At 54.3% G+C, this 25,930-nt stretch carries 18 protein-coding genes, 1 tRNA gene and 1 CRISPR repeat array; of the genes, 13 read left to right on the plus strand and 6 right to left on the minus strand.

Going from position 1 to position 25,930, the window contains the following annotated elements; genetic code table 11:
• Positions 1–80: 80 nt before the first annotated feature.
• Positions 81–2,894: a CRISPR-associated helicase/endonuclease Cas3 gene (locus BN8_RS02370; RefSeq protein WP_009280183.1), complete on the minus strand. Its 2,814-nt coding sequence runs from the start codon at positions 2,892–2,894 to the stop codon at positions 81–83.
• Positions 2,895–2,972: 78 nt separating this feature from the next.
• Positions 2,973–3,971 carry a WYL domain-containing protein gene (locus BN8_RS02375; protein WP_009280184.1) on the minus strand — a complete coding sequence of 333 codons (999 nt, stop codon included), beginning with the start codon at positions 3,969–3,971 and terminating at the stop codon, positions 2,973–2,975.
• Between the two features lie 132 nt (positions 3,972–4,103).
• Between BN8_RS02375 and cas1e the strand changes: the two genes are divergently transcribed.
• Together cas1e and cas2e are read left to right on the plus strand one after the other, a co-directional pair.
• Positions 4,104–5,024: a type I-E CRISPR-associated endonuclease Cas1e gene (gene cas1e / locus BN8_RS02380; RefSeq protein WP_009280185.1), complete on the plus strand. Its 921-nt coding sequence runs from the start codon at positions 4,104–4,106 to the stop codon at positions 5,022–5,024.
• Complete coding sequence (cas2e, locus tag BN8_RS02385) at positions 5,021–5,308, plus strand: type I-E CRISPR-associated endoribonuclease Cas2e (protein WP_040005267.1); 288 nt, start codon at positions 5,021–5,023, stop codon at positions 5,306–5,308. The genes cas1e and cas2e overlap by 4 nt, the downstream gene beginning before the upstream one ends.
• Positions 5,309–5,347: 39 nt before the next feature.
• A CRISPR array of direct repeats spans positions 5,348–8,488; the repeat unit is 29 nt; unit sequence GTGTTCCCTACGTACGTGGGGATGAACCG.
• A gap of 213 nt (positions 8,489–8,701) precedes the next feature.
• Here the strand turns inward: cas2e and BN8_RS02390 are convergent.
• The 4 genes from BN8_RS02390 to BN8_RS02405 form a co-directional block, all read right to left on the minus strand.
• A tRNA-Asn gene (locus BN8_RS02390) sits at positions 8,702–8,775 on the minus strand.
• A 94-nt stretch (positions 8,776–8,869) separates the two neighbouring features.
• A complete protein-coding gene (locus tag BN8_RS02395; RefSeq protein ID WP_040005385.1) occupies positions 8,870–9,202 on the minus strand; it encodes a hypothetical protein in 333 nt (110 codons plus the stop codon).
• A 113-nt stretch (positions 9,203–9,315) separates the two neighbouring features.
• Positions 9,316–9,945 (minus strand): 16S rRNA (guanine(527)-N(7))-methyltransferase RsmG, encoded by a 630-nt coding sequence (gene rsmG / locus BN8_RS02400; RefSeq protein WP_009280187.1) that lies wholly within the window; start codon positions 9,943–9,945, stop codon positions 9,316–9,318.
• 34 nt (positions 9,946–9,979) lie between these two features.
• Positions 9,980–11,143 (minus strand): glycosyltransferase, encoded by a 1,164-nt coding sequence (locus tag BN8_RS02405; protein ID WP_040005268.1) that lies wholly within the window; start codon positions 11,141–11,143, stop codon positions 9,980–9,982.
• Between the two features lie 170 nt (positions 11,144–11,313).
• Here BN8_RS02405 and tgt point away from each other — a divergent pair, with 170 nt between their 5' ends.
• The 11 genes from tgt to BN8_RS02460 all read left to right on the plus strand — a co-directional run bounded on the left by tgt (position 11,314) and on the right by BN8_RS02460 (position 25,915).
• Complete coding sequence (tgt, locus tag BN8_RS02410) at positions 11,314–12,444, plus strand: tRNA guanosine(34) transglycosylase Tgt (protein ID WP_009280190.1); 1,131 nt, start codon at positions 11,314–11,316, stop codon at positions 12,442–12,444.
• 215 nt (positions 12,445–12,659) lie between these two features.
• Complete coding sequence (locus BN8_RS02415) at positions 12,660–14,084, plus strand: OmpA family protein (protein WP_009280191.1); 1,425 nt, start codon at positions 12,660–12,662, stop codon at positions 14,082–14,084.
• Positions 14,085–14,245: 161 nt separating this feature from the next.
• Positions 14,246–16,549, plus strand: coding sequence for an SLBB domain-containing protein (locus tag BN8_RS02420; protein ID WP_009280192.1), 2,304 nt, complete (start codon positions 14,246–14,248; stop codon positions 16,547–16,549).
• On the plus strand, positions 16,546–17,628 hold the full coding sequence (locus BN8_RS02425; protein ID WP_229367644.1) for a Wzz/FepE/Etk N-terminal domain-containing protein: 1,083 nt from the start codon (positions 16,546–16,548) through the stop codon (positions 17,626–17,628). Before BN8_RS02420 ends, BN8_RS02425 begins: the two co-directional genes overlap by 4 nt.
• A gap of 69 nt (positions 17,629–17,697) precedes the next feature.
• Positions 17,698–18,990, plus strand: coding sequence for a nucleotide sugar dehydrogenase (locus BN8_RS02430; protein ID WP_009280194.1), 1,293 nt, complete (start codon positions 17,698–17,700; stop codon positions 18,988–18,990).
• A gap of 43 nt (positions 18,991–19,033) precedes the next feature.
• Positions 19,034–20,401 (plus strand): lipopolysaccharide biosynthesis protein, encoded by a 1,368-nt coding sequence (locus tag BN8_RS02435; protein WP_009280195.1) that lies wholly within the window; start codon positions 19,034–19,036, stop codon positions 20,399–20,401.
• Positions 20,398–21,639 (plus strand): glycosyltransferase family 4 protein, encoded by a 1,242-nt coding sequence (locus BN8_RS31485; protein ID WP_009280196.1) that lies wholly within the window; start codon positions 20,398–20,400, stop codon positions 21,637–21,639. The genes BN8_RS02435 and BN8_RS31485 overlap by 4 nt, the downstream gene beginning before the upstream one ends.
• Entirely contained in the window at positions 21,636–22,754 is a 1,119-nt protein-coding gene (locus BN8_RS02445) for a glycosyltransferase family 4 protein (protein ID WP_009280197.1), read from the plus strand. Before BN8_RS31485 ends, BN8_RS02445 begins: the two co-directional genes overlap by 4 nt.
• Positions 22,751–24,100, plus strand: coding sequence for a hypothetical protein (locus tag BN8_RS02450; protein ID WP_040005269.1), 1,350 nt, complete (start codon positions 22,751–22,753; stop codon positions 24,098–24,100). Before BN8_RS02445 ends, BN8_RS02450 begins: the two co-directional genes overlap by 4 nt.
• Positions 24,084–25,241: a glycosyltransferase gene (locus BN8_RS02455; RefSeq protein ID WP_009280199.1), complete on the plus strand. Its 1,158-nt coding sequence runs from the start codon at positions 24,084–24,086 to the stop codon at positions 25,239–25,241. Before BN8_RS02450 ends, BN8_RS02455 begins: the two co-directional genes overlap by 17 nt.
• Positions 25,238–25,915, plus strand: a complete 678-nt coding sequence (locus BN8_RS02460; RefSeq protein WP_009280200.1) for a class I SAM-dependent methyltransferase — start codon at positions 25,238–25,240, stop codon at positions 25,913–25,915. The genes BN8_RS02455 and BN8_RS02460 overlap by 4 nt, the downstream gene beginning before the upstream one ends.
• The last annotated feature ends 15 nt before the right edge of the window (positions 25,916–25,930 follow it).

Here is a 25,930-nt window from a genome sequence, read left to right on the forward strand (position 1 = left end):
CGCAGAGCAATTACATGATAACTGCTCGTTATTTGCATTCCTCACATCAGTGGGGATGGATACGTGAAATAGAAGGCCGATTATCGGCCTTCTATTGCTAATCCTAGGCGATCATCTAACCGAAGCGTTGCGTTACCAACGGTGGCCACGTTTCCGGTTAGCTCGATCAAGTGAAAGCGTTGTAGTACGCGGTTATGCTCCTGTTGCTTTTTCCATTCTTCGTTTTTCTGTTGCCAGAGCGCAGCCACCACATCCGGCTGACTAATGCGAATAGATGCGCCAAAGACTGTACGAAGCGTCTCTGGGTCCAGAAATCGGGGTCTATCACGGTACAGCACCGTTGGTCCACCTGCCTCTACACTCCAACCTTGGTCCGTACGGTGTAATAATAGCACCTCGGCGTTAATGCCATCCGGGTTACGGGTTAGCGCCTGAAGGTGTTCGGGAAGTTGGCTTTTTTGGCCTTCGTCTTCTTCGGCCAGTTCAGGTTTCTCGAACGTAAAGAGATCCTCAAAGCGCTCCGGCTGGGGTACGAGCCGTTTGCGGGCATCAGCCGCCTGACGGTTGTCTTTAACATCCCATTTATCCAGCGACTTAGTGTAGGTGGTCTGCGCCTGGTCGTTCAGGTCATCCGGTGGTAGATTCAGGTGGCCATACACTGCTTCGATCAGGCTCCGGTAACCTGGCAATCTAGCATCGCCTAATGGCAATGCCCAGCCGCCAACCCGCCGAAGCAGCGCGTACGTTTTCCAGAGCAGTACTTCCCCGTAGATTTTTCCACCACCCGAAATCTCACCTACCTCGGGCAATTCACCTGACTGCGCTTTGGGACAGGCTATGTAGAACACTGGTTCCTCAAAGCCAGCCGGTCGGTCTTTACGCTTATGTCGGTGAAGTCGTCCGGCCCGTTGCAGCAGTAAATCGACTGGGGCCAGGTCGGTGATCATGGCGTCGGCATCCAGATCTAAGCTTTGTTCAATCACCTGCGTACCGACGAGCAGGCCGGGCCGGGTTGGACGGTCCTTACCGAAGCGAGCCAGGGCTTCTTTCTCGCGTTTTTGCCGCCATGCCTGAGGCATTCGGGCGTGGAGCAACATTCGGTCTTCTTGGGGCAACAGGTTATCATCGTCCAGGGCTTCAAACACCTGCTGTGCCCGCGCAACTTTATTGCATATCACAATCACCGTTGCGCCTTCTTGGAGCAGCGTTCTAACCCGTTCGACAAGAGTTTCTACTTCAGCACCGCACCAACGAAACATGAGCCGCTGCCCCCGGTCAGGAGCGGCATTAAACGGGTGTACCTGCATCTGCCCATCGGTCGCGTGCCAAACCACCGGGTAAGCGACCGTAGCCGGATCTGCTACAGTTGCCAAAGCAACACCCCACGCACGCAGCATCTGTTCACGGGCACTGCCGGGTAGGGTGGCCGACAAGATCACGACGTTCACGTCTAGGGCCCGCAACCACTGCAGTAATTGCCCAAACAGTGTATTCATGTAGGTGTCGTAGGCGTGGACTTCATCGAAAATGACCGTCTTACCACAAAGTGCAAACAGCCGTAGGAAAAAGTGCTTGGCGTACAGAACCCCTAGAAACACCTGGTCTACTGTCCCAACGCCGTAGGGTACCAGCAAGGCCCGTTTCTTGGGCATAAACCAGGACAACAGCCGCCCTTTACTTGACTCGTCAGGCTTGGTGGACTTCTCGTCTTCGTCGGCAATGGATGCGGTTGCCTGGTCAATTGTCAACAGCGACAGCGCCTCATCGTGTAACAGATCATTACCGTGTACGAGCCGTAGGGCCGTCGTTTCGCCCTCGTGCGCCGGAGATAAGCCCTTGTCCAGGTCGCCCTTGATGAACTGGCGTAATCGTGGAAACAACCCGTCAGAGGTTGACTGAGACGGCATAGCCACGTACAGTCCCCCACCCAGCCGGGCCGCGCCATAGAAAGCCGCTTCGGTTTTACCCTCACCCGTCGGTGCTTCGGCAATCAGCAGGTTTGGGGAGTCGGTGCTAAGGGGCAGATCGCGGATGATGGCTTGCAATGGACGCGGCTCATAGTGAAAATGCTCTTCGAAAGTCAACGCCCGCAGATTAGGCCGCTGGTTTAGGCCCGCCTGTTGGTAAGCTCGCTCTGCCCCGGCGCGGCTATTGGGCACATAATTCGCCAAACTGGCACCGGCCAGAATACTGGTATCATAGCACCGCTGCATTGACCCCAGCCAGTCGGCCAGCGTTGCCCATCCTGCAAATGCCATTAACCAGTCAGGCCAGGCATCGTTAGGTCCGCCAATGCTCTCGAATCGACTCAAGTCGGGCCAGTCGGCTCCCCAGGCGGTGAAGACGGCTTCGGCCAGATCAAGTTGTGCCCGTTTCCACTCTTCATTACCTAATACAGCATTTGGTTTTTCGTCCTCGGCTACCTCTTCCCAGCAATCGCTGTGGCATAATTTACCGTGGTGAATACCTACGCAGGCTGCTGTAGCGTCAAGCAGCGTGTCGAAAGGCAGGTCCTTAGCCCGCAGCCATCGCCAGACAATCGCAATGGACGCATGACCGTGGTGGAGTCGGTTAGGACGTTCGTGAAATATAAGTCCAGCGTCAGTTAATTTCTGCTGCGATGGGGCGTGCATCCCTTGAAAATTGGGAATGCCCTTGCCCAGGTCGTGCAGGCCAATCCAGATGCTGAGAAAACGACCAGCCTCGTCAATGGTCATGCCAAGGGCATCGGCCATTTTTTGTTTTAGCGATGCGGGTAGAAAATTGTCCCAAAGTACCTGGGCCGCACTACCCACATCAATCAGGTGTGCCCAAAGTGGATGTGTCCAATCGTCGGGCAGGTCCGCAATTTTTTCACGGTTGGTTTTGGCCCAAAACAGCCGCCATGTTTCCATGTTTCTAAGGGGTGTTGGTGATTACGGTGGAAAGCTACGCGAGAGGGATAGCCTGAGTAGACATTAAATGTCCGTTTATCAGGCCCCATACCGTTCCAGCAGTACCTGGGCTTCCTGATACAGGCGATCACGCAAACTGACCGGTTCCAGTACGGTGATCCCCACACCCCAGCTTTGACAGAACGAACGCATCTCTTCGAAACCTTCCAGTTCGTATGAGACGATTAGTCGTCCGTCAGGTTGCTCATTTTCAACTTGTTGTGTAGGGTGATAGAGCCTGCGCCGGAAATAAGCGGCCTTGTTGGGCTCAACCAATAAGCGTAACTCGTAACATTCTCCCGTCGAGATAGCCCCTAATGATCCTCGAAAGAAATCTTCTGGTACGAAGTCAGCCGGTATCTCAAAAAAGGCGTCTTCCGTAGTTTCGTCGCAGGGTGTTACTTGACTAATACTCGCTACGGCAAAGGTGATAGGCTTGGCGCGGGTATGGCAGTAGGCAACGAGCATCCAGGCCCGGTTCCGCAGGGCAAAAAAATAGGGATCGACCTTCCTGCTCTTCGATAAACGACCTTTGCTGGCGGTGAAATAGTCAATTTTGACCGATCGGCGTTCGTCCATTGCCGTCTCGAGTTGTCGAAAGCAGTCCAGCGCAATTTGGTCAGCGGAGTTGTCATCAAAGTGCCACTCATTCATGGGTTCTTCCAGGTCGAAGAGATAAGTCGCTGGTCGGGCACGATCGAGCAACTTGTCGAAGGCACTTTGTAAGGCTTGCGCATGAGGAGTACCACTAAGCATGGAACGACTTGCTTTGGCCGCAATGGCTAAGGCGCGTAGTTCAGCCGAATCGAATTGTAGGTCAGGTACCATCACCTGTTGACGGTCAGCCGGCAATGAGAACACTTTGTGTCGGCCATTACGATGTTCTTGAACAGGAAGCCCTTCGCGCTGTAATTGTCGAATTAATCGCGACGCCTGTTTGTCTCCTAAGCCCGTAAGGTGTTGAATCTGCTGGTAGGTGAGTTGCGCTCCGGCGTTCAGGCGCTGACGGAGTACTTCCGCCGAATTAAGTCTTGGCATTATGGTCGTGGATAAGGCTTGAAAGTAACAATATGTGTTCAAAATATACAATTTGATTTTTTAACTGGACATTTTGTGTCCGGCCTAACATTCAACTGCGCATAGCTTTCGGCAAAAACATTTGAAAAAGTCATGAAGCACAAACACGCTATGCGCGATCTGCCCAAGATCCGCGATTCGCTGTCTTTTCTGTATTTCGAATACGGTCATCTTGAACAGTCAAAGCTGGGTGTCGAGTTTGTCAACAAGCAGGGACGTGTTCCATTACCGGTTGCCAGTTTATCAGCCTTAATGCTTGGACCTGGCACAACGGTCACGCACGGTGCTGTACGCACGCTAGTGGAAGCAGGTTGCTCTTTAATCTGGTGTGGGGAAGCAGGAGTTCGTTGTTACGCCCAAGGAATAGGCGAAACGCACAAGGCATATCGGTTGATGCAGCAGGCGGAATTGTCAGCGTCGCCCGATTTGCGAATGCAGGTGATCGAACGGCTTTATCGGGCACGCTTTCCGGAGCCCTTGCCGACAGGATTACGATTGGAGCAAATTCGAGGGCGAGAGGGAATTCGGGTTCGGGAAGCATACGCGAGTGCTGCCCGTCGGTTCGGCGTTGAATGGAACGGTCGGAACTACAACCGCACATCCTGGAATGATACTGATCCAATTAACCGGGCTTTATCGGCGGCCAATGCGTGTTTGCACGGCTTAGTACATGCCGCCTTATTGTCATCCGGTTACTCACCAGCATTGGGTTTTATTCACCAGGGCAAGCAGTTATCTTTTGTGTATGACATTGCGGACCTTTATAAGATGCAGTTAACCGTACCCGTGGCTTTCTCGGTGGTAGCCGAGGGTTTATCTCAGCCTGAGACGCACGTACGAAAGCGTTGCCGTGATGCCTTTACCAACATGCGCTTATTACAGCGCATCGTCCCCGACGTTGATCGGCTGTTACGCTTGGACATTGAACCAGAAAATCCGGATGGTTTTGATCCGGACGAAGATCCTGCGTTACCAACACCTTGGTGGAGTAATCCAAAACAAGACCAACCATGACTGTATTCATCTTGGAAAGGGTATCCCCGTCGCTACGTGGCGATCTAAGTCGATGGCTCGTTGAAGTACAGGCCGGTGTGTTTGTAGGCCGAATCAATGAAGTGGTACGCGACGCATTGTGGGAGCGGGCGACGGACCGGGCGGATGACGGTACTGTCACCATGTTATGGCGTATGAACAATGAGCAAGGGTTCGACCTAAGAACCTGGCAGCCTAAGCAATACATACCCATCAACATAGAAGGTATATGGTTAACGATGCGACCTTTGACACATAAAAGTTAGATTGTCCATAAAATCGGCCTTATTTTGCCATTGGTCAGTGTGTTCCCTACGTACGTGGGGATGAACCGGACAGTTTGTAGGTACAAATAAGCCTTTTGAGGTGTTCCCTACGTACGTGGGGATGAACCGACGGCGGTAAATTCTTTAAGGTTCTTAACTCCGTGTTCCCTACGTACGTGGGGATGAACCGCCTGGGTGCGACCCGTCCCATGGCGAAAAGAAGTGTTCCCTACGTACGTGGGGATGAACCGATACCGTCGTTGCCCGCTGGATTCGTAAGGTTGTGTTCCCTACGTACGTGGGGATGAACCGGACAAAGGGGGAGCGGCAGAGGTCGCTAAAAAGTGTTCCCTACGTACGTGGGGATGAACCGACCGTGGCCAGATTGATCGTTGCCAGCTCAACGTGTTCCCTACGTACGTGGGGATGAACCGTCGTTGTCATCCCGGCGGAAAACGCCCTCTTTGTGTTCCCTACGTACGTGGGGATGAACCGTGAACTGAACAAGGTCACCGCCTACCACAGTCGTGTTCCCTACGTACGTGGGGATGAACCGAATGAACGGACGGTGCTGAATGCCCTGGGCGAGTGTTCCCTACGTACGTGGGGATGAACCGGCAGTTGAAAAGGACGTACTTTATGCAGAGAGGTGTTCCCTACGTACGTGGGGATGAACCGATGGCGGCTATGCCAAAATTGACTCCTCAGTAGTGTTCCCTACGTACGTGGGGATGAACCGGTTGTGGTTTTCATGGGGAGGGAGGGGTTAAAGTGTTCCCTACGTACGTGGGGATGAACCGCCCTCTGGGATCAGAAAGGCCAGCGCGTCCGGGTGTTCCCTACGTACGTGGGGATGAACCGACATTTGCCACCCGCTACTGCCTGAACTGGGGGTGTTCCCTACGTACGTGGGGATGAACCGACCTCGATACCAAGGAAGGGATTGTCACGGGCGTGTTCCCTACGTACGTGGGGATGAACCGATTGACGATGTGCTCAGGGAGTTGAACCTAAAGTGTTCCCTACGTACGTGGGGATGAACCGTGATTAGATTCAGTAAAACAATAAGGGAAAAGGTGTTCCCTACGTACGTGGGGATGAACCGTTGTTCGCGCCACCAGTTTGTCGCCAGTGGTGGTGTTCCCTACGTACGTGGGGATGAACCGGAGAAAGTGCCAAAGGCCGTTAAACCCGAAAAGTGTTCCCTACGTACGTGGGGATGAACCGGACCTGCTGCAGGGAACGGCCGACGCCCTGGCGTGTTCCCTACGTACGTGGGGATGAACCGACCGGGGTATGTTCTTGAATCATGCTCTGATCGTGTTCCCTACGTACGTGGGGATGAACCGCATTAGGAATATAACTTACTACAACTAAACTAGTGTTCCCTACGTACGTGGGGATGAACCGCGGGATTGGGCAGGGAGCCTGACCGTTGACAGGTGTTCCCTACGTACGTGGGGATGAACCGGCCGCTGATAGTCTGGGTGCGCTCAATTCGCTGTGTTCCCTACGTACGTGGGGATGAACCGGTCGGTAGCTGTAGCCGAGTAGTTGCCGGTGATGTGTTCCCTACGTACGTGGGGATGAACCGACACGCTTATTTTCAAGACGCCGGGCTTTGGTGTGTTCCCTACGTACGTGGGGATGAACCGAATGGACGGAGTTCGTAAAAGCTGAAAGAGCGGTGTTCCCTACGTACGTGGGGATGAACCGGATCTGGCCACGGTCGACTTGCAGGGCATCGAGTGTTCCCTACGTACGTGGGGATGAACCGTTGGGATTAGTCAATGCTCAACTGACGAGAGAGTGTTCCCTACGTACGTGGGGATGAACCGACGTTCGGCTGATCCCTAATTCGGATGCTATAGTGTTCCCTACGTACGTGGGGATGAACCGGTTTAGGCGAAAAGCTGGGATTTAAGCGCGTCGTGTTCCCTACGTACGTGGGGATGAACCGGTGGAACCCCTGCAAATCACGTACAAAACGGAGTGTTCCCTACGTACGTGGGGATGAACCGTAAAACAACATTATCAAAATGGCGATTGCATAGTGTTCCCTACGTACGTGGGGATGAACCGGTCGCAGTATTTATTCGTACTGATTACCAAGCGTGTTCCCTACGTACGTGGGGATGAACCGTCAGATAAGCGCGTGCTGATTACCGAGAAGGAGTGTTCCCTACGTACGTGGGGATGAACCTACATTTTCGGGCTGAACGATGCGAGCCGCGCAGTGTTCCCTACGTACGTGGGGATGAACCGCTGATCCTGCCCGAGGTGAAAGTGACGCCAAAGTGTTCCCTACGTACGTGGGGATGAACCGAAATCGACGCCGAAAAACGGGCGCTGGATGAAGTGTTCCCTACGTACGTGGGGATGAACCGTTAGCCGACGCAACTACGGTTGTACTTCAATTGTGTTCCCTACGTACGTGAGGATGAACCGTTTGGCCTGATTCTTTTTCGTATCGCCTAACAGTGTTCCCTACGTACGTGGGGATGAACCGGCCAGCGTGTCCGGGGCAAGCACCGCGATATAGTGTTCCCTACGTACGTGGGGATGAACCGTTGTCGGCAGCCACCTGTCGGCGTTTCGGCCGGTGTTCCCTACGTACGTGGGGATGAACCGCCCGCCGTAGCAGGTCTGCTCTGAAAGGTCGTGTGTTCCCTACGTACGTGGGGATGAACCGGATACGCTGCGCTCGCCCCGCTACCGGATGGGGTGTTCCCTACGTACGTGGGGATGAACCGGATGCCGCTGCATCAAGTGTAAACCCGCACCGGTGTTCCCTACGTACGTGGGGATGAACCGGAACAACTCGCACGTACAGGGGAAGCGAAATCGTGTTCCCTACGTACGTGGGGATGAACCGATAGCGTCGTTGTGGTCGTCGTTGGTTCAAAAGTGTTCCCTACGTACGTGGGGATGAACCGGCGGCTGTCCGTGGCGCACTCAACGACCTGATGTGTTCCCTACGTACGTGGGGATGAACCGGCGCACCCTGAGTTTTGGGAGGCAGTCACGCGGTGTTCCCTACGTACGTGGGGATGAACCGTGATCCGGGCCTGTACGACCACAGACAACAAAGTGTTCCCTACGTACGTGGGGATGAACCGTTTGACGATTTATCCGTGTTTGGCTAATGAGCGTGTTCCCTACGTACGTGGGGATGAACTATCCGTGGATGCACTGACATGGGTCAGGTAGTTGTGTTCCCTACGTACGTGGAGATGGCAATTAATTTGTGGTATTTGTATAATTTGTTCTTGCATAAGCGGTAAGAATCAGCGCTGTTCATTGTAAACATAAGCGAACACTTGTGTATCAAGTTGTGTTCACGTAAAGCAAATGAGCCACTTAGTACTTGTACTAAGTGGCTCATTTTCAAAGCTCCCGAAGCTGGGCTCGAACCAGCGACCCTCTGATTAACAGTCAGATGCTCTAACCGACTGAGCTATTCGGGATCGTTATCGAAAACGTGGTGCAAAAGTAGTGTAGATAGCGATAGCACGCAAGCTCCAACCGCAAAAAATCTGCAAAATTTGCAAGCTGATGCCCTTACCGCCCCGGATAGCCACCCCGTGGCGTATCAAACGCGTCGGGCCGATTGTTCGGTACGTTCTGGAGAATCAGCTCTTTAACCCGCCGGGCATCACCCCGCGTAAAGTTTTTGATGACAATCTCCGGGCGAGCCCGGGGAATCACCCGGATGGTCGAGAAAAACAGACCGTTGTCGATTTCAACGCCTGATATATCCGAGTAGAAGACAAAATTGTCGGTACCACCGATGAGCTTGCGAACCCGGAACGTAACGCCCTTGTCGTTGAACTCAATAATGTCGCGGTTGAGCGGATCTTTGAAACTGCTGGATGCGAATCGTTCGTTTGCCATGGTTTGCTGTAGTTCGTAGGTTGTGGTTGGTAGTTTGTCGTTGATCAACGCATGTGTGGTTCCTCCCGCGTCAGTTAACGATCAACTACGAATCTCAAGCTACAAACCTATTTCTATTTCTTCGGAATGTAAATCACTTTTTTGGTCTCAAAAAACGGCTCCTCGAAGTAGTCCGACAAGTCGTAAATTCGGTACTTGTCAGGTACTTCGCTTAACTCTTCAGTCAGGTCGCCACCTTTGAGGTACAAAACTCCATTGGGCAATTCATTGTTGCCCTGCTTGTGAATTTTGTAGCGTACCCAGCCCAGAAACGGCTTCAGCCGCGTTACAGCCCGGCTTACCACAAAATCATAGGTGCTGTTCAGGTGTTCTACGCGCGCCTGTTCGGCTTTTACGTTCTGCAAACCTAATGCACTGGCTACCTCCGTTACAACCTTTGTTTTTTTTCCGATGCTGTCTACCAGGTGAAAGTCGACCATCGGGAACAGAATGGCCAGCGGAATCCCCGGAAAACCCCCTCCGGTTCCGACGTCCAGCACCTCGGTTCCGGGTGTAAACTGAATCACCCTGGCAATCCCCAGCGAATGCAGTATGTGCTTTTCGTACAATTGATCGATGTCCTGCCGCGAGATGACATTGATCTGGGCGTTCCAGTGATGATACAATTCGTTCAAAGCCGCAAAGCGCTCCTGTTGCTCGGCGGTCAATTTGGGAAAGTATTTATAAATTAAATCGACGTTCATGCGATCGCGTTATGGTTTTCGGTGCGGCTGGCCTTCAGCGCCAGTATATCTTCCGACGGCGGTTAATATACGTATTCAGCCCCATCACAATGTAGTACACTGCCAGCGTTACGTCCATCAACGGCATCATGACCCAATGAACGGTGTGCGCCAGCCGGTAGCTGATCCGCCCGACAATGCCCCAGAAAGCCACCAGCCGTAGGACAAATAAGCCTCCAACTACTTCGAGTAAGAGCCGATCAACGTCGGTGAAAGGTCGACCGACCTGCCAGACTGCCAGCAAGGTCAGCCCTACGGTTAGACCGAGCCACCACATCAATACGTGCGAGCCGGTTAACAACCCCAATCGAAGCTTGTGCCCAGGTTTGTAATGCTTGCCCACATGCAAATGCCGACGTTTCTGCATCCGCCAGTCAGCCCAGCTTTCCTTGGGCTTCGACCAGGTGAACGTATCCGGATCGAGACTGACAGCGGTGTTGCGACTGGTCGCTACTTCGTTAATGAACAGGTCGTCGTCGCCCCCCAGCACGCTCATGTGTGAGTAAAAACCCCGGTTATCGAAAAAGAGTTGCCGCCGGTACATCAGGTTCCGGCCCACGCCCATGTAGGGTCGTCCGGCCAGTGCCAGCGATACATATTGTACGGCCGTGAACAGCGTTTCAATCCGAATCAGCCAGTTTAACAGACCCGGTTGGTACTCGTAAGGCGAGAAGCCAAGGACAATGTCGGTACCAGGTTTGTTCAAGGCTCCAACCATACCCGCCAGCCAATCGGTACCAGCCGGGCGACAATCGGCATCCGTGAGCAGTACGACGGGGTGAAGCGCCTTCTTCAACGCAATCGTAACGGCGTACTTTTTTGGGGTAACGTGGTCGTAGTCCTTGTCGATCCGGATAAACCGCACCCGAGACAGGTGACTGATCTCGTTCTCGAGGAAGTGCTGAGTCCCGTCGGTGGAGCGGTCGTCCATGACCAGCACGTCAAACGCAGGATAGACCTGACCATCCAGCAGCGGCAGTAGCTCGGTTAGGTTATGAAGTTCGTTGCGGGCGCATACCACCAGCGTAACTCCTGGACCGGAATCATCAGCGGGTTGATCAGGCTGGCGGTAAAAGGCCGTTCGGACAAAAACGAAAAGAACAAAAATGAGCTGAATACTGATGGCTATTCCCCACAGTATCAGAAGGACAGTAAGCACAAGGTAAATGTGGTTCGCTAATTAATTCAGTTTAAGGCGGTAAAGATAGGAGGAAAGGAGGAAGGGGAGGAGAGGTGAAAGGGGAAGAAAGGGAAAAAAGACAGGCCTGGCACCCCTTGCTCCTTTTCTCCCTCCTCCCTTTCCTCCATCTTTTCCCCTATTTTTGTAAAATGACATTCTCAATTTCAGCCCAGGATCAGCAGTCGAAGGCCCGCACGGGTACGTTGACGACCGATCATGGGCCTATACATACACCTATTTTTATGCCCGTTGGAACGGCCGGAACAGTCAAGGCGGTCCATCAGCGGGAACTGGAAACCGACGTTCAGGCCGAAATCATTCTCGGCAACACATACCATCTCTACCTCCGGCCGGGGCTCGACGTACTGAGTCAGGCAGGTGGTTTGCACAAGTTTAATGGGTGGAGCCACCCGATCCTGACCGACAGTGGCGGGTATCAGGTTTATTCGCTGTCCAATACCCGGAAGATCAAGGAGGAAGGCGTTACGTTTAAATCACACATCGACGGGTCGACGCACCGATTTACGCCCGAGGGCGTCATGGACATTCAACGGACCATCGGGGCCGACATCATCATGGCCTTTGATGAGTGTACGCCCTATCCCTGCGAGTATGGCTACGCCCGGCAGTCGATGGAGATGACCCACCGCTGGCTGGATCGCTGCATCGGTCGATTCGATGCAACCGAAGGGTATTATGGCTACCAGCAAACCCTTTTCCCCATCGTTCAGGGGAGTACGTATCCTGATCTTCGTCGGCAGTCGGCGGAGTTCATTGCGTCGAAGGAGCGCGAAGGCAACGCCATTGGTGGACTTGCCGTGGGCGAACCAGCGGAAGAAATGTACAAAACAATCGAGCTGGTCAACGAAATACTGCCCGTCGATAAGCCCCGTTACCTCATGGGCGTCGGCACGCCGGCCAATATTCTGGAAGCCATTGCGCTGGGGGTGGATATGTTCGACTGCGTGATGCCGACCCGTAACGCCCGGCACGGGATTCTGTTCACAACGGAGGGCATCATGAACCTCAAGAACGAAAAATGGAGCCGTGACTTTAGCCCAATTGATGCCGGTCTGGGCGGCTATGCCAGTACGTTCTACACGAAAGCGTACCTGCGTCACCTCTTCAAAGCCGAAGAAATTCTGGCTGCGCAGATCGCCAGTCTGCACAATCTGACCTTTTATTTGTGGCTGGTACGGCAGGCGCGGGTGCACATTGATGCCGGTGACTACGTGACCTGGAAGAATGAAATGGTTGAGCGATTAATGCGCCGGTTATAACATTTTTAAGTTGGCCGGATCGTTGCATTCAAAAGGATTCGGGCCGGACCAGTAAACAATGACCGGACGAGTTGGTTTGTAAACTTGATCGAGAGCCCCTGTTTGCCCCACGGTGCTGTTCGGAAAGGCTTGTTTCGGCCGGGGCAGACGGTACGTGCCGGTCAGGTCGCTTTATCCATCCGTTGTCTATAGTCTATAACAAAACCCTGAACGCGATGAGGAAACTGCTTCTACTGCTAACGTTTTGTTGCCTGCTGGGGCTCCTACCCAAAGCCGCTCAGGCTCAGTATAATCCGAAAGCCACTTACGACGGTCCCGCCCGGTTGAACACCTGGTCGGTGTCGGCCCATGGCGGCTGGTCGCAGTTCTATGGCGATTTGCGGGAGTACGATTTCTTTCCCGTAGGCGCTGATAATTTCGACAGCGTCAATGAGCGGAATTCGTTTTTTGGCGGGTTGGCCCTGGGCAAGCAACTGTCGCACCTGTTTGGCGTACAACTCGGCGTGAATGCGGGCAACCTGCGCGGCATGAAGCGCCGGATTTATTACTCCTATTTCCGGTCCAACTTCGTGCAGACGGATCTGACGGGCAGCGTCAATCTCAAAAGCCTGCTGTTCGGAGTCAACAAAATGAAGCACTGGAAAGTGGATGCGTACACGGGCGTGGGCGTTATTTTCTATAATTCCAAAGCGTTTGAGTTGACCACAGGGCGGCTGCGTCGGCAAACCGGCGACGTTAGTGATCTGGTCGTTCCGATGGGGCTGGCGGTTCATTACGAAATCAGCCCGCGCTTCGATGTGGGGATCGATATCCGTGTAAACCACGTGAACTCCGAGCGGCTGGATGCCACCATTGGGGGCGATGCCTCCAGTGTGTTCGATCTGGTTGGCAACCGGGGGAGCCTGAGCGAAACGTTCGTGCGCCAGGGCAATTCAGCGAAAGATAAGTGGGGCTACGGCGGTATCGTGCTGACGTATAAGCTGGGTCGCCGGGCGATTCGGGTGCAGAAGGTGAACGATAAATTCGACTACGATACCACAGCGGGAACGTATCACCTCCGCTGGACCGACCCTAAATCACTCATCAAGCCACCAGTTATCCTGACACTGGCGCAGATTGATTCAGTGGCCAAAGCCAACCGACCACCCGATATTGATCCTAAATTGCTGACCGACACCGACAATGACGGCGTATCGGACTATTTCGACAAAGAACCTAATTCGCCGGAGGGTAGCGTCGTGTCCGGCTCCGGCGAAGTCATTGACTTCGACAAATACGTCAGTGCAGCCCTGCCTGGTATCGCCTGCGCGGAGATATTCGCCAACATTGAGTTTGATACCGATAAGAGCATCGTAAAGCCAGCGTTTAAGGAGGTATTGAACAAGGTGGTCGAACTGATGAACAAGACGCAGTGCCGGCTGCAACTGGCAGGACATGCTGACCGGCGGGCGTCGGATAAATACAACCTGTCCCTGTCGCGTCGGCGGGTGGAGGCCGTTCGGACGTACCTGATTGAAGCAGGACTGAATGACCCCAGCCGGATTCTGGTCGACTACTTTGGTGCGTATAAACCCATTGCCGATCCGAGTAAAACAGGCTTACAGAAAAACCGTCGGGTCGAAATGAAGTTGATACCTTAGTCACTTACTATATAGACTTTGAGTAAAAACCCTCATCGGTAATACGATGAGGGTTTTGTCATTTTTTAATCTACCTAATGTGTTGTTTTTGGTTACAAAGGCATACATTTGCGCGCTGCTCTATCGCTGGAACAGTCACCGTAACTTTGTAAAAATACTTAGTGAAAACATTTTTACCGCTTGGCCGGCTTATCCTGTCGTGTCTACTGGTACCGCTTTCCCTATCCTGGGCGCAGAAGGTAGATAATCTGACCGATGAGCAGATCCAACAGTTTGTGCAGCAGGCCCAGGCTAGTGGTCTGTCGGAAGCGCAGGTTGAGCAGTTGGCGCAGACGCGCGGATTTACATCGGCCGATATCAGCAAAATGCGGCAACGGATTGGGCAGGTCAAAACTGAGCCGTCCAAACCTGCTGAAAGTAACGTGGTTCGGGAGCAGCCATCAACCCCCGCACCACCGCCGGTGTCAGCGGCCTCGGCCGTATTTGGAGCTTCTCTCTTCACCAATGCCAACCTTTCCTTTGAACCGAATCTACGGATTCCAACGCCACGTAACTACCAGGTTGGCCCTGAAGATGAACTTATTGTCGATGTGTACGGCAATGCCCAGCAGACCTACCGCCCGAAAGTCAGCCCCGAAGGGAGTATTCGCATTGAAAACCTAAGCCCGATTTACGTCAACGGCCTGACCATCGAACAGGCCGAGCAGCGCATCATAAGCCGGCTTCGGACCTTGTATGCCGGTCTGAACACCGCGACAAGCGGTATCTTCGCGCAGGTGACGCTGGGGAGTGTGCGGAGCATCAAGGTAACTCTGCTGGGGCAGGTCGTGCGGCCGGGAACGTACACGCTGTCGTCGCTGGCTACGGTGTTTAATGCCCTTTACGCAGCCGGTGGCCCGGCCGCGGATCGTGGCTCATTTCGCAACATTCGGGTGTACCGCAACAACCGGCTCGTCCGCACGCTCGATGTCTACGACTTTCTCCTGCGCGCTGACCAGAAAGATAACATCCGACTGCTCGATCAGGACATCATTTTCGTCGATCACTACGGTACCCGTGTCGAGTTGACGGGCGAGGTAAAACAGACTGGTCTGTACGAAGTTCGGCAGAGCGAAACGCTGCTGCACGTACTGGCGTTTGCTGGGAGCTTCACCGACAAAGCCTATACGGCATCAATTACGTTGCGACGGAATACGCCCACAGAACAGCAATTAATTACTATTATACCGGCTGAGTTTGGTCAGTTTTTACCAAAGTCGGGCGATCGATACACGGTTGGGGCCGTGTTGGAGCGAGTGGCGAACAAAGTATCCATCATGGGTGCTGTCTTTCGGCCGGGCGATTATGCGCTGGAGAAAAACACAACGCTGAAGCACCTGATTAAAACCGCCGAAGGGTTGCGCGAAGATGCTTTTCTCAACCGGGCTACCATTCGCCGGCTCCGTGAGAACCTGGACCCGGAAGTCATCTCGGTTGATCTGGGGCGGTTGCTGCGGGGCGAAACCGCCGACGTACCGTTACAGCCTGAAGATGTCGTACAGATTACAGCCGTGGGCGACCTGCGTACCAAACGTACCGTCAGCATTCAGGGAGCGGTCAATCGAGGTGGTTCGTTTGATTACGTAGACAGCATGACCGTCGCGAACTTGGTCGTGCTGGCTGGTGGCTTTTCGGAAGGGGCAATTTCGTCGCGGATGGAAATTGCCCGACGTATTAACGGCGATACAACGGGTATCCCCACGAACCAGAATGTCCAGCTCATTGCGTTTTCTATCGACCAGCATCTGAGCCTGGCCCCTAACGATGCCCGGTTGACTCTGCAACCCTTTGATCAGGTGTTTGTCCGCCTGTCGTCCCGCTACGAAGCACAGAAAGGAGCCGCCATCGCTGGTGAAGTCGTATATCCGGGTACGTACGCTATCCGTGATCGAAACGAACGTATTTCCGATCTGATTACGCGGTCGGGCGGGCTTAAAGCGGGGGCATATTTACCGGCTACGCGCTTTTCACGGAAAGGCGAACTGGTTTCGCTCGATCTGAAGCGCATTTTGACCAACCCCGACGACGTGAGTAATCTGTTGCTGGAAGACGGCGATGTACTGACCGTGCCGCGGCAGACCGAACTTGTTCGCATTCGGGGGGAGGTTGTTAATCCAGCCACGGTGGAATACGATCCAGCCAAGTCGTTTCGGGAGTACGTCAATGAGGCCGGTGGCTTTACGGCAAAAGCTTCAAAACGAAAGGTTTATGTAGTCGGAGCCAACGGAAAAGTCAGGCCGACGCGTTCGTGGCTCGGCATTCGGAACTATCCGGCGCCGGAAGCGGGTATGGAACTGGTTGTACCCGCCCGGCCGCCTAAAGATCAGACTAAGTTATCAGCCAGCGAACGCCTGGCGGTACTGACGGTCATTGCCACCGCATCGACAGTAATTTTAACCGCTATCCGCGTTATTACGAACCGATGATGGAGCCGATCATGAACGCATCGCACGCTGGCCGACAAACCGGCTTTACCTTGTCGGCCGGTGAAGTGATCCGGATACTGTTGCAGAACCGGGTGCGGGTATTGCTCGTTGCCCTGCTGTTTGGGCTGGCAGGAGTTGGTGTGGCCCTGATGGCTACACCGGAGTTTGTGTCGGAGGCTAAAATCATGCCTGAGATGAACAGCAGCTCCAACGACGTGTTCAAGCGGTTGGCATCCGTGGCGGGGTTTGCCGGGATCGATATGGCCGAAACGGAAGGTGTTGATGCCGTACGCCCTGACCTATACCCAAACGTATTGCAGAGTACTCCCTTCATTCTGTACCTGCTCGATCGACCCGTACGTACCCGAACCGGGCAGCAACAAACAGTGGCCAGTTTTTTAGATAGCCACAAAAGCTGGTCCGTTGGAAAGTTTCTTGCCCGAAACGAAGAATCACAGCGTTTGGTGAAAAACACCCCCGGTCAGCCGGTGGAACTGACCCGGCAGCAGCAGGATCTGGCGGAGGAGGTGCAGAAGCGGGTGTCGGCTAAGCTGGATACGCGGTCGGGAATTATTACTATTTCGGCAAAGATGCCCGATGCGAATGTAGCTGCCGGGGTTGCTCAACTGGCGATGGACTACCTGACGCAGTATGTAACGAGCTACCGGACCGAAAAAGCCCGGCAGGATCTGCAATTTTACGCCGATCGACTGAGCGAAGCCCGCCGACGGTACCAGAATGCGCAGAAGGGCGTTTTTGAATACAACGATCAGCATCGTTACATGGTGGTACAGGCCGCTACAATGGACAAACAGCGTCGGGAAGCTGAACTGTCCATTGCGCAGACAGTTTATACCGAACTGGCCCGGCAGTATGAGCAGGCTAAACTTAAAGTGCAGGAACGTACGCCGGTATTCAAGGTGCTCGAACCAGCCAGAGTACCACTGATTCGGGTATCGCCCAAACGAACGGTGATGCTGCTGTTGTATACCCTGGTTGGCCTTGCCGTCGGCAGTTTGCTCGTGCTGGTAATAAAGCTGAACCTTGTGGAACGCCTAAAACTATTGATGGCGTCCTGAGCTACGCTGTCTGGCATGATTGCGATTATTTATTGACTTAACACTACGTATACTCACTTGAATCCCACCATGTACGAAGAATTGCTTCAGAAACAGAAACGGATTGCCGTTGTTGGCCTTGGCTACGTCGGGTTGCCGATCGCGCTGGAATTTGCCCGGCATTTCCGCGTCATCGGTTTTGACATCAACGCCGACCGAATCGCCATGATGAAACAGGGCGAAGACCCGTCCCGCGAACTGGAGTCAGCCATGTTTTGCGATAAAGACATTCTGTTTACGTCCGATCCGGATGATCTGAAGCAGGCAAATTTTTTTGTAGTAGCCGTACCGACACCCGTGGATGACTACAAGGTACCCAATCTGAAACCATTGCAGCGGGCATCGGAAATGATTGGGAAGGCGCTCAAACCCGGCGATTACGTTGTCTATGAATCGACAGTCTATCCCGGCTGCACGGAAGATGATTGCCTGCCGTTTCTGGAGGAACAGTCCGAGCTGACGCTCGGTCGGGATTTCAAGATCGGCTACTCGCCGGAGCGCATCAGTCCGGGGGATAAAAAACGAACATTGACCACGATCAAAAAGGTAGTCTCGGGGAGCGATGCCGAGGCTCTGGAGCAGATCGCGGCTGTCTACGGCAGCATCATTAAAGCCGGTGTCTACAAAGCGCCGAGCATCAAGGTAGCCGAAGCGGCCAAGGTCATTGAGAATACCCAACGTGACCTGAACATCTCGCTGATGAACGAACTGGCGATCATCTTCGACAAGATGGGCATTGATACGCAGGAGGTGATCAAGGCCGCCGGTACGAAGTGGAATTTTTTAAAGTTTACCCCCGGGCTGGTCGGGGGACACTGCATCGGAATTGACCCGTATTACCTGCTCTACAAAGCCCGTCAACTGGGCTACGATCCGCAGGTGATCAACAGCGGCCGACGTATCAACGACGGTATGCCAGCCTACATCGCCACGAAGCTGCTGCAGATGCTGCTGAAAAAGGATAAGAATCCCCGGCAGACCAAAGTGCTGGTTATGGGGCTGACTTTCAAGGAGAATATTGCCGACATCCGCAATTCGAAGGTCGCCGAACTGGTGCGCGAGCTTATGAAATACTCCATCAACGTACACCTGGTTGACCCACACGCGTCGCCTAATGAAGTGGCGCACGAATACAACCTGACGCTGATGGACGGCCCATCGAACAAATACGATGCGGTGATTGCCGCGGTTTGCCATGACGAGTACAAGGCGCTGGATATTAGCTACTTTAAGGAGTTGATGAACGGCCAGCCTATTTTGCTGGATTTGAAAGGAATGTATGCGGTACGTGAGGACGATGGGGTAGAATACTGGCGCCTGTAACCCTTAACCGACTCGCTGCTTGATACACCGTATACTTCGTGCGATGGCCGCCAACGCAGTTGGACAGGCTACTACATTGCTTATTCAGTTGATCAGTGTACCCCTGCTGCTTCATTATTGGGGAGCCGCCTACTATGGCGAATGGCTGTTGCTGTTCACTGTACCGTCGTACCTGACGTTGAGCGATGTTGGTCTAGTTGCTGCGGTGTCCAATGAATTGGCCGTCAGTGCCGCCCAGCAAGCGTACCGACGAACCATTGTACTGCTGAGCAGTGGTCTGGTGGCGGTGGGTTACCTGAGCTTACTGTCCACAACCGGTCTTTATACCCTGCTGTCGGCGGTACCGTATCAGCAATGGCTGCGTATCCGGCTCATTACGGAGGAAGAGAGTGCCTGGACGTTGATTGCGCTGATGTTATACGTTGTTTTGTGTCTTCAGCAGGAACTCCTGAGCGGTGTGTACCGGGCAGAAGGGCGTTATGCTACCGGACGGTTGTGGATTACCGCAACCCGGCTGGTAGAATTCCTGATAATGGCGCTGCTTGTGTTGCTGGGAGGAGAGGCACATCGAGTGGCTATAGCCTACGCCCTGGTGCGCGGGGTTAGTTTACTAGGCATGTCGGTCGACTGTCGCCGACGGTTTTCGTGGGTTAAGCAGATTCATCCGCGCTATGTAGAATGGCCGGTAATCCGGGAACTGGTGTCGCCCTCCGTGTCGTTTCTGGTGTTTGCGCTGGCGAATGCCGCAGTACTACAGGGGAGTATACTGCTGATCGGCGCTCTGCTGACACCAGTTCATGTAGTGGTGTACAATACCCTCCGGACGCTCAATAACGCCATTCGGCAACTTGTCGGGGTGGTTACGTTCTCCATCTGGCCCGAGTTCACACTGGCAATTTCGCAGGGGTATACGCACACGGCAATCGACCTCCACCGAAGGGCCTGCCAGCTTACCCTCTGGCTGGCGGTTGGAGCCATTGCCGGACTGGAACTGATGGGCGGCCCTATCCTGCACTACTGGACGCAAGGTGCCGTGCAGGCCGAACAACCCCTTTTTACGTTCATGCTGCTGGCTACGTTGCTCTACACCTGCTGGAACACCAGCGCTACGACACTCATCGCCGTTAACCGGCACCAGTCCATCGCGCTGTCGTTTCTGATCGGTAGTCTCGGCGCGTTAGGGTTGGGCGCAGTACTGATGCCCCACTGGGGGTTGGTTGGACTTGCTGCGGGCTTTGTGGTGGCGGATGCCATTCTGGTCTGGGTAGTGCTTCGGCAAAGTCTGCGGCTGCTGGAAGGGGAGCGAATGAAGGAGCTATTCCAAAGCATAATAACCGATTTTGGCTGGATAAGGCAGGTAAAACAACTACACCGACCCACGAACAGCGTAGCAAAGGAGATGGAGCCATGACAACGAAGCAGGCAGCAACTACCCGGTGCGTAACGGCTCATGCCGGTGCCCGCGATTACTACCAGCTCAGTCTGGCCCTGTACGAAGCGGGCTTGCTGGAGCGGTTGGTTACTGAAGCATATGCACCCGACTGGCTGTATGCGGTGGCACCGAGGCAGGCCCAGAAACGATATTGTCAGGGTTTGCCTACATCGGCGGTCAAGCTTTCGAGAGGTGCTTTGTACCGCACGGTTCGTTCCCGGTTGCTCAATTCGTCCGATACCTTTGCCATCGATCATTGCCTGAGCCGAACGGCCTATGAGGTTGCCAGACGAACGGATAGTAACCTGTTTCTATACAGCTATTACGGTCACGAAGCATTCTGGCGGGCGATTGCGGACCGTAGCCAGCGTCACCGTATTCTGTTTCAACTGCATCCTCACCCAATGGCCATTCGGCACCTGCTGGCTGGGGAAATAGAGCGGCTGCCCTTCGCGGCTCAGTCCATACGCGATGAGGAGGAGTTCCAACTGCCACCTGATCAACTACACGCTCTGGCCGAGGAACCGCTGCTGGCCACGTTGTGCGTAACGGCCAGCCAGTTTACACGGACATCGTTGATTGAGAATGGAGTCGCGGCCGATCGAATCCGGGTGGTGCCTTATGGAGTTGACACGAGGGCATTTCCCGCCCGGACCACTTCGCCCAAAGCCCGGCCGTTTCGGGTCGTGTTTGTGGGTCGGATGAACCAGCGAAAGGGCCTGGCCGATCTGCTACAGGCAGTCAGACTGTTAAACAGCCGACACATAGAAGTGGTCATTTGCGGACGGGGCTACGTTGACTATACCCTTCTCGCAGAGTATCGGGATGTAGCCATCAACGTTCAATATGCCATCTCGACAACCCGGCTGGTTCAGGAGTTACACCAAAGCCACGTGTTTGTGCTGCCGTCGCTGGCCGAGGGCTTTGGGCATGTCATTCTGGAGGCCATGGCCGCTGGTTTGCCGGTGATTACAACGGCTAATACCTGCGGCCCCGACGTACTGACCGAAGGCGAACACGGGTATCTGGTACCCATCCGCAGTCCCGAAGCCATTGCCGCCCAACTGGAAGAAGCCATTCGGAACCCGAACGACTGGTTTGCTATGGGGCAACTGGCGGCCCAACAGGCACGGTCGTTTACGTGGGAGCGTTTTCGGCGTGGCGTTACGGAGGTATATCTACACGCTACGGCTTCTCAACCAAACCCCGCCTTATGAAGCCTAAACTCAGTTTTTATACCAACATCCCGACGCCGTACCAGGAAGACTTTTTTTCGGCGCTGGCAGCCTACGTCGAGCTGACGGTAGTGTACTACGCCACCACGGAGCGTGGCCGACAGTGGGTCGTCGATCAGCAATCCCGGCCTTACGCCATTCACTGGCTACGGGATAGCCGCCTGGCCTGCTTTCTGCAACGTTGGCTGAAAGATTATCATTTCAGTTGGCGCATTTTTCGAACCGTTCTGAACGACCCGGCCGACTACGTCATTGTGGGTGGTGGGTACTGGATACCGAATGCTGTAGTGGCGATGTTGCTGGCTCGCTGGCGGGGCAGGAAAGTCGCTTTTTTCGGCGAACGCCTGGCCGGGAGACCGTCCGGCTGGCGAGCTATTATCAAGCGGCTCTTGCTTTGGCCGCTACGTTACGCCTGCGTTCGGGTATTTGCCATTGGTCAGGAAGCCGCCGATACCTACACCACGTTTGGCGTGGACCTGCCCAAAACAGTTGTGCCTTACTCCGTTGCCATCGAGCCGTTTATTCAGGAAGGCCAACGACCGGTTGCCAGCGATGGACTGGTTAGGCTGCTGTCGTCGGGGGCGTTGATTCCCCGGAAAGGTATGGATACGTTGATCCGGGCGGTTCGGGCGCTGAACGAGCCGCACTATGCTACGCTTCGCTTGCAGATCGTGGGGGAGGGCCCTGGGCGACCGGCGCTGGAGCAACTCATTGGCGACGACCCGCGAATTGAACTGCTGGGATTTGCTGATACCAATACGTTGCCTACGCTCTTTCAGCAGGCAGATGCGTTCGTGTTTGCGTCGCGCTACGATGGCTGGGGCGTAGTGATCAACGAAGCCATTGCTGCGGGCTTACCCATTATCAGCAGCGATGCCGTGGGAGCCACCCGCGAATGGGTTCGGCATGGGCTGAACGGCTTCGTCTGCCCACCCGACGACGTAGCCGCCTTTCGGACTGCCATAGGTCGGATAGCCGACGAACCAGCGCTACGGGACGAACTGGCTCGCTACAACCGGGCCTTTCGGGAGCAGACCAGTTCGGCACATTACGCCCGGCTCATGTTTCAGGTCATTCAACAGGATATGAGCTTATGATCTGGATCTATACGCTGCTCAATGCGCTGATTCTCATTGTCGGTATTCGATACGTGCGACACCAGGGAGCGCGGTACGTGATTCCGTTCGCTGTTTGCCTGGGGTTGCTGGTCGTCTACTGCTTACTAACGCCTTTTTACTATTACCTCAATGGCCGTGAAACCGTAACGGGCGATCTGGGCATGTTCCGATTTGTGGGAAAAAACATCCGGGCGTATTTTGAACCGGGTATGCTGGCCTACCTGATCGCGAACGGCTGTTTTGTGCTGGGGTTTGTTAGCCGGGGGCTACCCGAATCAAGTAATAATTCATCATTGGCTACGGATACGCTGGCTTCCCTGCGCCGGTTCGTCGTTGGGTTATACGGGTTGTTCATGGTCATCGTACTGGCCGATGTCGTCATCAGCGGGGTCAATCCGCTGGCGGTGCTGCTTGGTAGCTCCGACCAAAATCTGTTTGCGTCGCAGAGCGCCAGCAATACGTACTATTTCCGTGCCTTCGCCGACTCCATCATCACGACAATTGTTCTGTATGCTTACCTGCGGGGCAGCTTCCCGAAGCTGATCGTGCTGCTCGTGCCGGCGTTTGTGCTGTTTGCCCTGCTTGGATTTCGCTACCGCTTAATTCTGACCATTCTGGGGTTGGTGCTGGTGTACATGCTACAGGGCGATTTGACCCTGCATCTGAAGCGATGGACGATGGTTGGCCTGCTGATTTTTTATTTCATCTCGACGATTACGCACAATCGGTGGTACTTCATCAGCGGCCAGTACGACGACATGACCATCGACCCGACCCAATACGATTACTCGATGTTTTTTGAACAAACCCGGGGTTCGCTGGCCGACTTCAACATGCTTCGGTATTACGACGAAAATCCGGAAACGCCCCACGATTATGGTCTGTCGATGTTTGGGTACGTACTGGTTCGCGTGGTGCCCCGGCAATTGTTTCCGGGGGGTGAGAAGCCGTATCCATCGCCCTACCTCGACGTACTGGACCGGTCGCTGGAGCTACCCCGCGAGTGGCTGCGGATTGGTGAGGCTACCCTGCATTACGGGGCTTTCTACGCCGGTTTCGGTTGGCTGGGCTTCTGGCTATTGCCGTTTGTGATGGGGCTCTGGATTAACCAGTTCGTCCGGCGAAATCCGGCCGCTACGCCCCTGGGATTTAGTAAACAGATTGTGTTTTCGCTGGCCTTGTTCCAGCTCATTACCCGCGGCTATTTTCCGCAATTTGTTGATCACTACGTATACCTGTTCATTCCGCTGTGGCTGATTGGCCGCCGGATGCGGCAGGCTGCCGTTCCCACCGTACTATCCGTTCATCATGAAGCTGTTTATTAACGCCGTCAATTTGTCGTCGGCGGGAGGGCTAAACGTGGCCCTGAACTTCCTGAAAGGCATTTCAACGCTCAAACCGGACGACCTCCAGGTATATGTAGCGGCTCCGCGTCAATGCGGTTACGAAGCCCTGGCGACCGATGCCATACACCTGTACGTTCTGCCCAAAGGTTCAGGCTACTGGGTATCGCGCCTGTACATCGACTACCATTGGGTGCCGTCGCTGATTGACCGCATCCAGCCCGATGTCGTGTTCACGATGGGCAACTTTGCTACGCCCGTGGCTCATCGACAAGCCGTATTGCTGCACTATCCGCATCCGGCTTACCCCGATGAGGTCGAAATCTGGAAGCGGCTGGACCTGTTTGGGAAGCTGAATGTATGGATGCGGAACCGAGTGTTCAGCCGGCGAATCCGGTACACAGATGTACTGCTGGTACAAACGGAGACCATCCGGCAGCGCATCCGGCGGGTATATCCTGATCTGCCCACTATCTCGCTGATGCCGAATGCGTACACTACGTTGCGCAGTCAGACTACATACTCACTTCCGTTCGTGAAGCAGCCGGGCGTTCGCTACCTGATGTGTTTGTCGCGTTATTACCCACATAAGAATATGGAGATTTTGGTGGACGTAGCCCAATTGATTCGCGATCGAAACATGCCGTATCGGCTGCTGCTGACCATCGAATCGACCCAGCACCGCAAGGCTCGCCGGCTGCTGAAGCGGATTGAACGGCTGAAACTGAGCGATGTGCTGATGAACATTGGGCATGTGCCGGCTACGGGCATTGCCTCCCTGCATCAGCAGGTAGATGGGCTGGTGCTGCCGACCCTGCTCGAATCATTTACGGCTACCTATGTCGATGCCATGCACTTTGGGCTACCGATTTTTACTTCCCGTCGGGATTTTTCGGAGGAGATATGCGGAGACTGCGCCTATTATTTTGATCCGCTGTCGGCCGAGGATGTTCTGAATACCATTCATGCCGGGTTCAGCAATCCGTTCCGGATGCAGCGAAACATCGACCGGGGGCAGCAACGGTCGATGCAACTGCCCGACTGGCCGACGGTGGTGCAGATGGGATTAGAATCGCTCCGGGCGCTCTGTTCTGAATCGCAATCTATCCTGAGCCGCCCATGAACGCCGTTGATTTTCATTCGGACATTGCCGAGGCCTTTGATGAGCGTTACCGGCAGTCGCCGGGGTTTCAGGAGCGGTTTCGGGTCTGGACGAAGTTGTTTGGCCGCTACGTCAAATCGACCGATAGGGTGCTGGATTTGGGCTGTGGGTCAGGGATTTTCAGCAGTTACCTCGCCGATCGGGGCTGTACGGTCACGGGTATCGACGGATCGGCGGAAATGATCAGCCTGTGCCGACAGAAGACGTTGACTGCCAACGTACGCTACGTAGTGGAGCCGTTGCCGCTGGTATCGCCGGGCGATTACCCCGTGCAGGACGTTATCATTGCGTCCAGCCTGCTGGAATACATCGAGGACATGACGGCCATGATCACACAGGCCCACGAACTGCTTCGGCCGACGGGCCTGCTGATCGTTTCCATGCCCAACGAACGGAGTCTGTACCGTCGACTGGAGCGGGTGCTGTTCGCACTGACGGGGCGACCGCGCTATTTTGCCCACATCCGGAATCTGTCGAGCGAGTTAAAATTCAATCTGTTACTGCGAAAAATGGGCTTCGATCATATTGAAACGGCTTATTTCTCCAGTTACGATCCCGTGTCCCGCTTTGTAAAATTCGTTCTGCCGCGCCCGTACGCCAATAACTTGTTCGTGGGCGTGTACCAGAAGCGATAAGTTCTGTTACCCACC

It is taken from the genome of Fibrisoma limi BUZ 3 (genome assembly GCF_000296815.2).
GTDB lineage: Bacteria > Bacteroidota > Bacteroidia > Cytophagales > Spirosomataceae > Fibrisoma > Fibrisoma limi.

Coding starts and splice junctions, on each gene's coding strand:
- rsmG (WP_009280187.1), bottom strand. CDS start 9,945: ATGAACGTCGATTTAATTTATAAATACTTTCCCAAATTGACCGCCGAG.
- BN8_RS02415 (WP_009280191.1), top strand. CDS start 12,660: ATGAGGAAACTGCTTCTACTGCTAACGTTTTGTTGCCTGCTGGGGCTC.
- BN8_RS02370 (WP_009280183.1), bottom strand. CDS start 2,894: ATGGAAACATGGCGGCTGTTTTGGGCCAAAACCAACCGTGAAAAAATT.
- BN8_RS02375 (WP_009280184.1), bottom strand. CDS start 3,971: ATGCCAAGACTTAATTCGGCGGAAGTACTCCGTCAGCGCCTGAACGCC.
- BN8_RS02460 (WP_009280200.1), top strand. CDS start 25,238: ATGAACGCCGTTGATTTTCATTCGGACATTGCCGAGGCCTTTGATGAG.
- BN8_RS02450 (WP_040005269.1), top strand. CDS start 22,751: ATGATCTGGATCTATACGCTGCTCAATGCGCTGATTCTCATTGTCGGT.
- BN8_RS31485 (WP_009280196.1), top strand. CDS start 20,398: ATGACAACGAAGCAGGCAGCAACTACCCGGTGCGTAACGGCTCATGCC.
- BN8_RS02445 (WP_009280197.1), top strand. CDS start 21,636: ATGAAGCCTAAACTCAGTTTTTATACCAACATCCCGACGCCGTACCAG.
- BN8_RS02430 (WP_009280194.1), top strand. CDS start 17,698: ATGTACGAAGAATTGCTTCAGAAACAGAAACGGATTGCCGTTGTTGGC.
- BN8_RS02395 (WP_040005385.1), bottom strand. CDS start 9,202: ATGGCAAACGAACGATTCGCATCCAGCAGTTTCAAAGATCCGCTCAAC.
- BN8_RS02435 (WP_009280195.1), top strand. CDS start 19,034: ATGGCCGCCAACGCAGTTGGACAGGCTACTACATTGCTTATTCAGTTG.
- tgt (WP_009280190.1), top strand. CDS start 11,314: ATGACATTCTCAATTTCAGCCCAGGATCAGCAGTCGAAGGCCCGCACG.
- cas2e (WP_040005267.1), top strand. CDS start 5,021: ATGACTGTATTCATCTTGGAAAGGGTATCCCCGTCGCTACGTGGCGAT.
- BN8_RS02455 (WP_009280199.1), top strand. CDS start 24,084: ATGAAGCTGTTTATTAACGCCGTCAATTTGTCGTCGGCGGGAGGGCTA.
- BN8_RS02425 (WP_229367644.1), top strand. CDS start 16,546: ATGATGGAGCCGATCATGAACGCATCGCACGCTGGCCGACAAACCGGC.
- cas1e (WP_009280185.1), top strand. CDS start 4,104: ATGAAGCACAAACACGCTATGCGCGATCTGCCCAAGATCCGCGATTCG.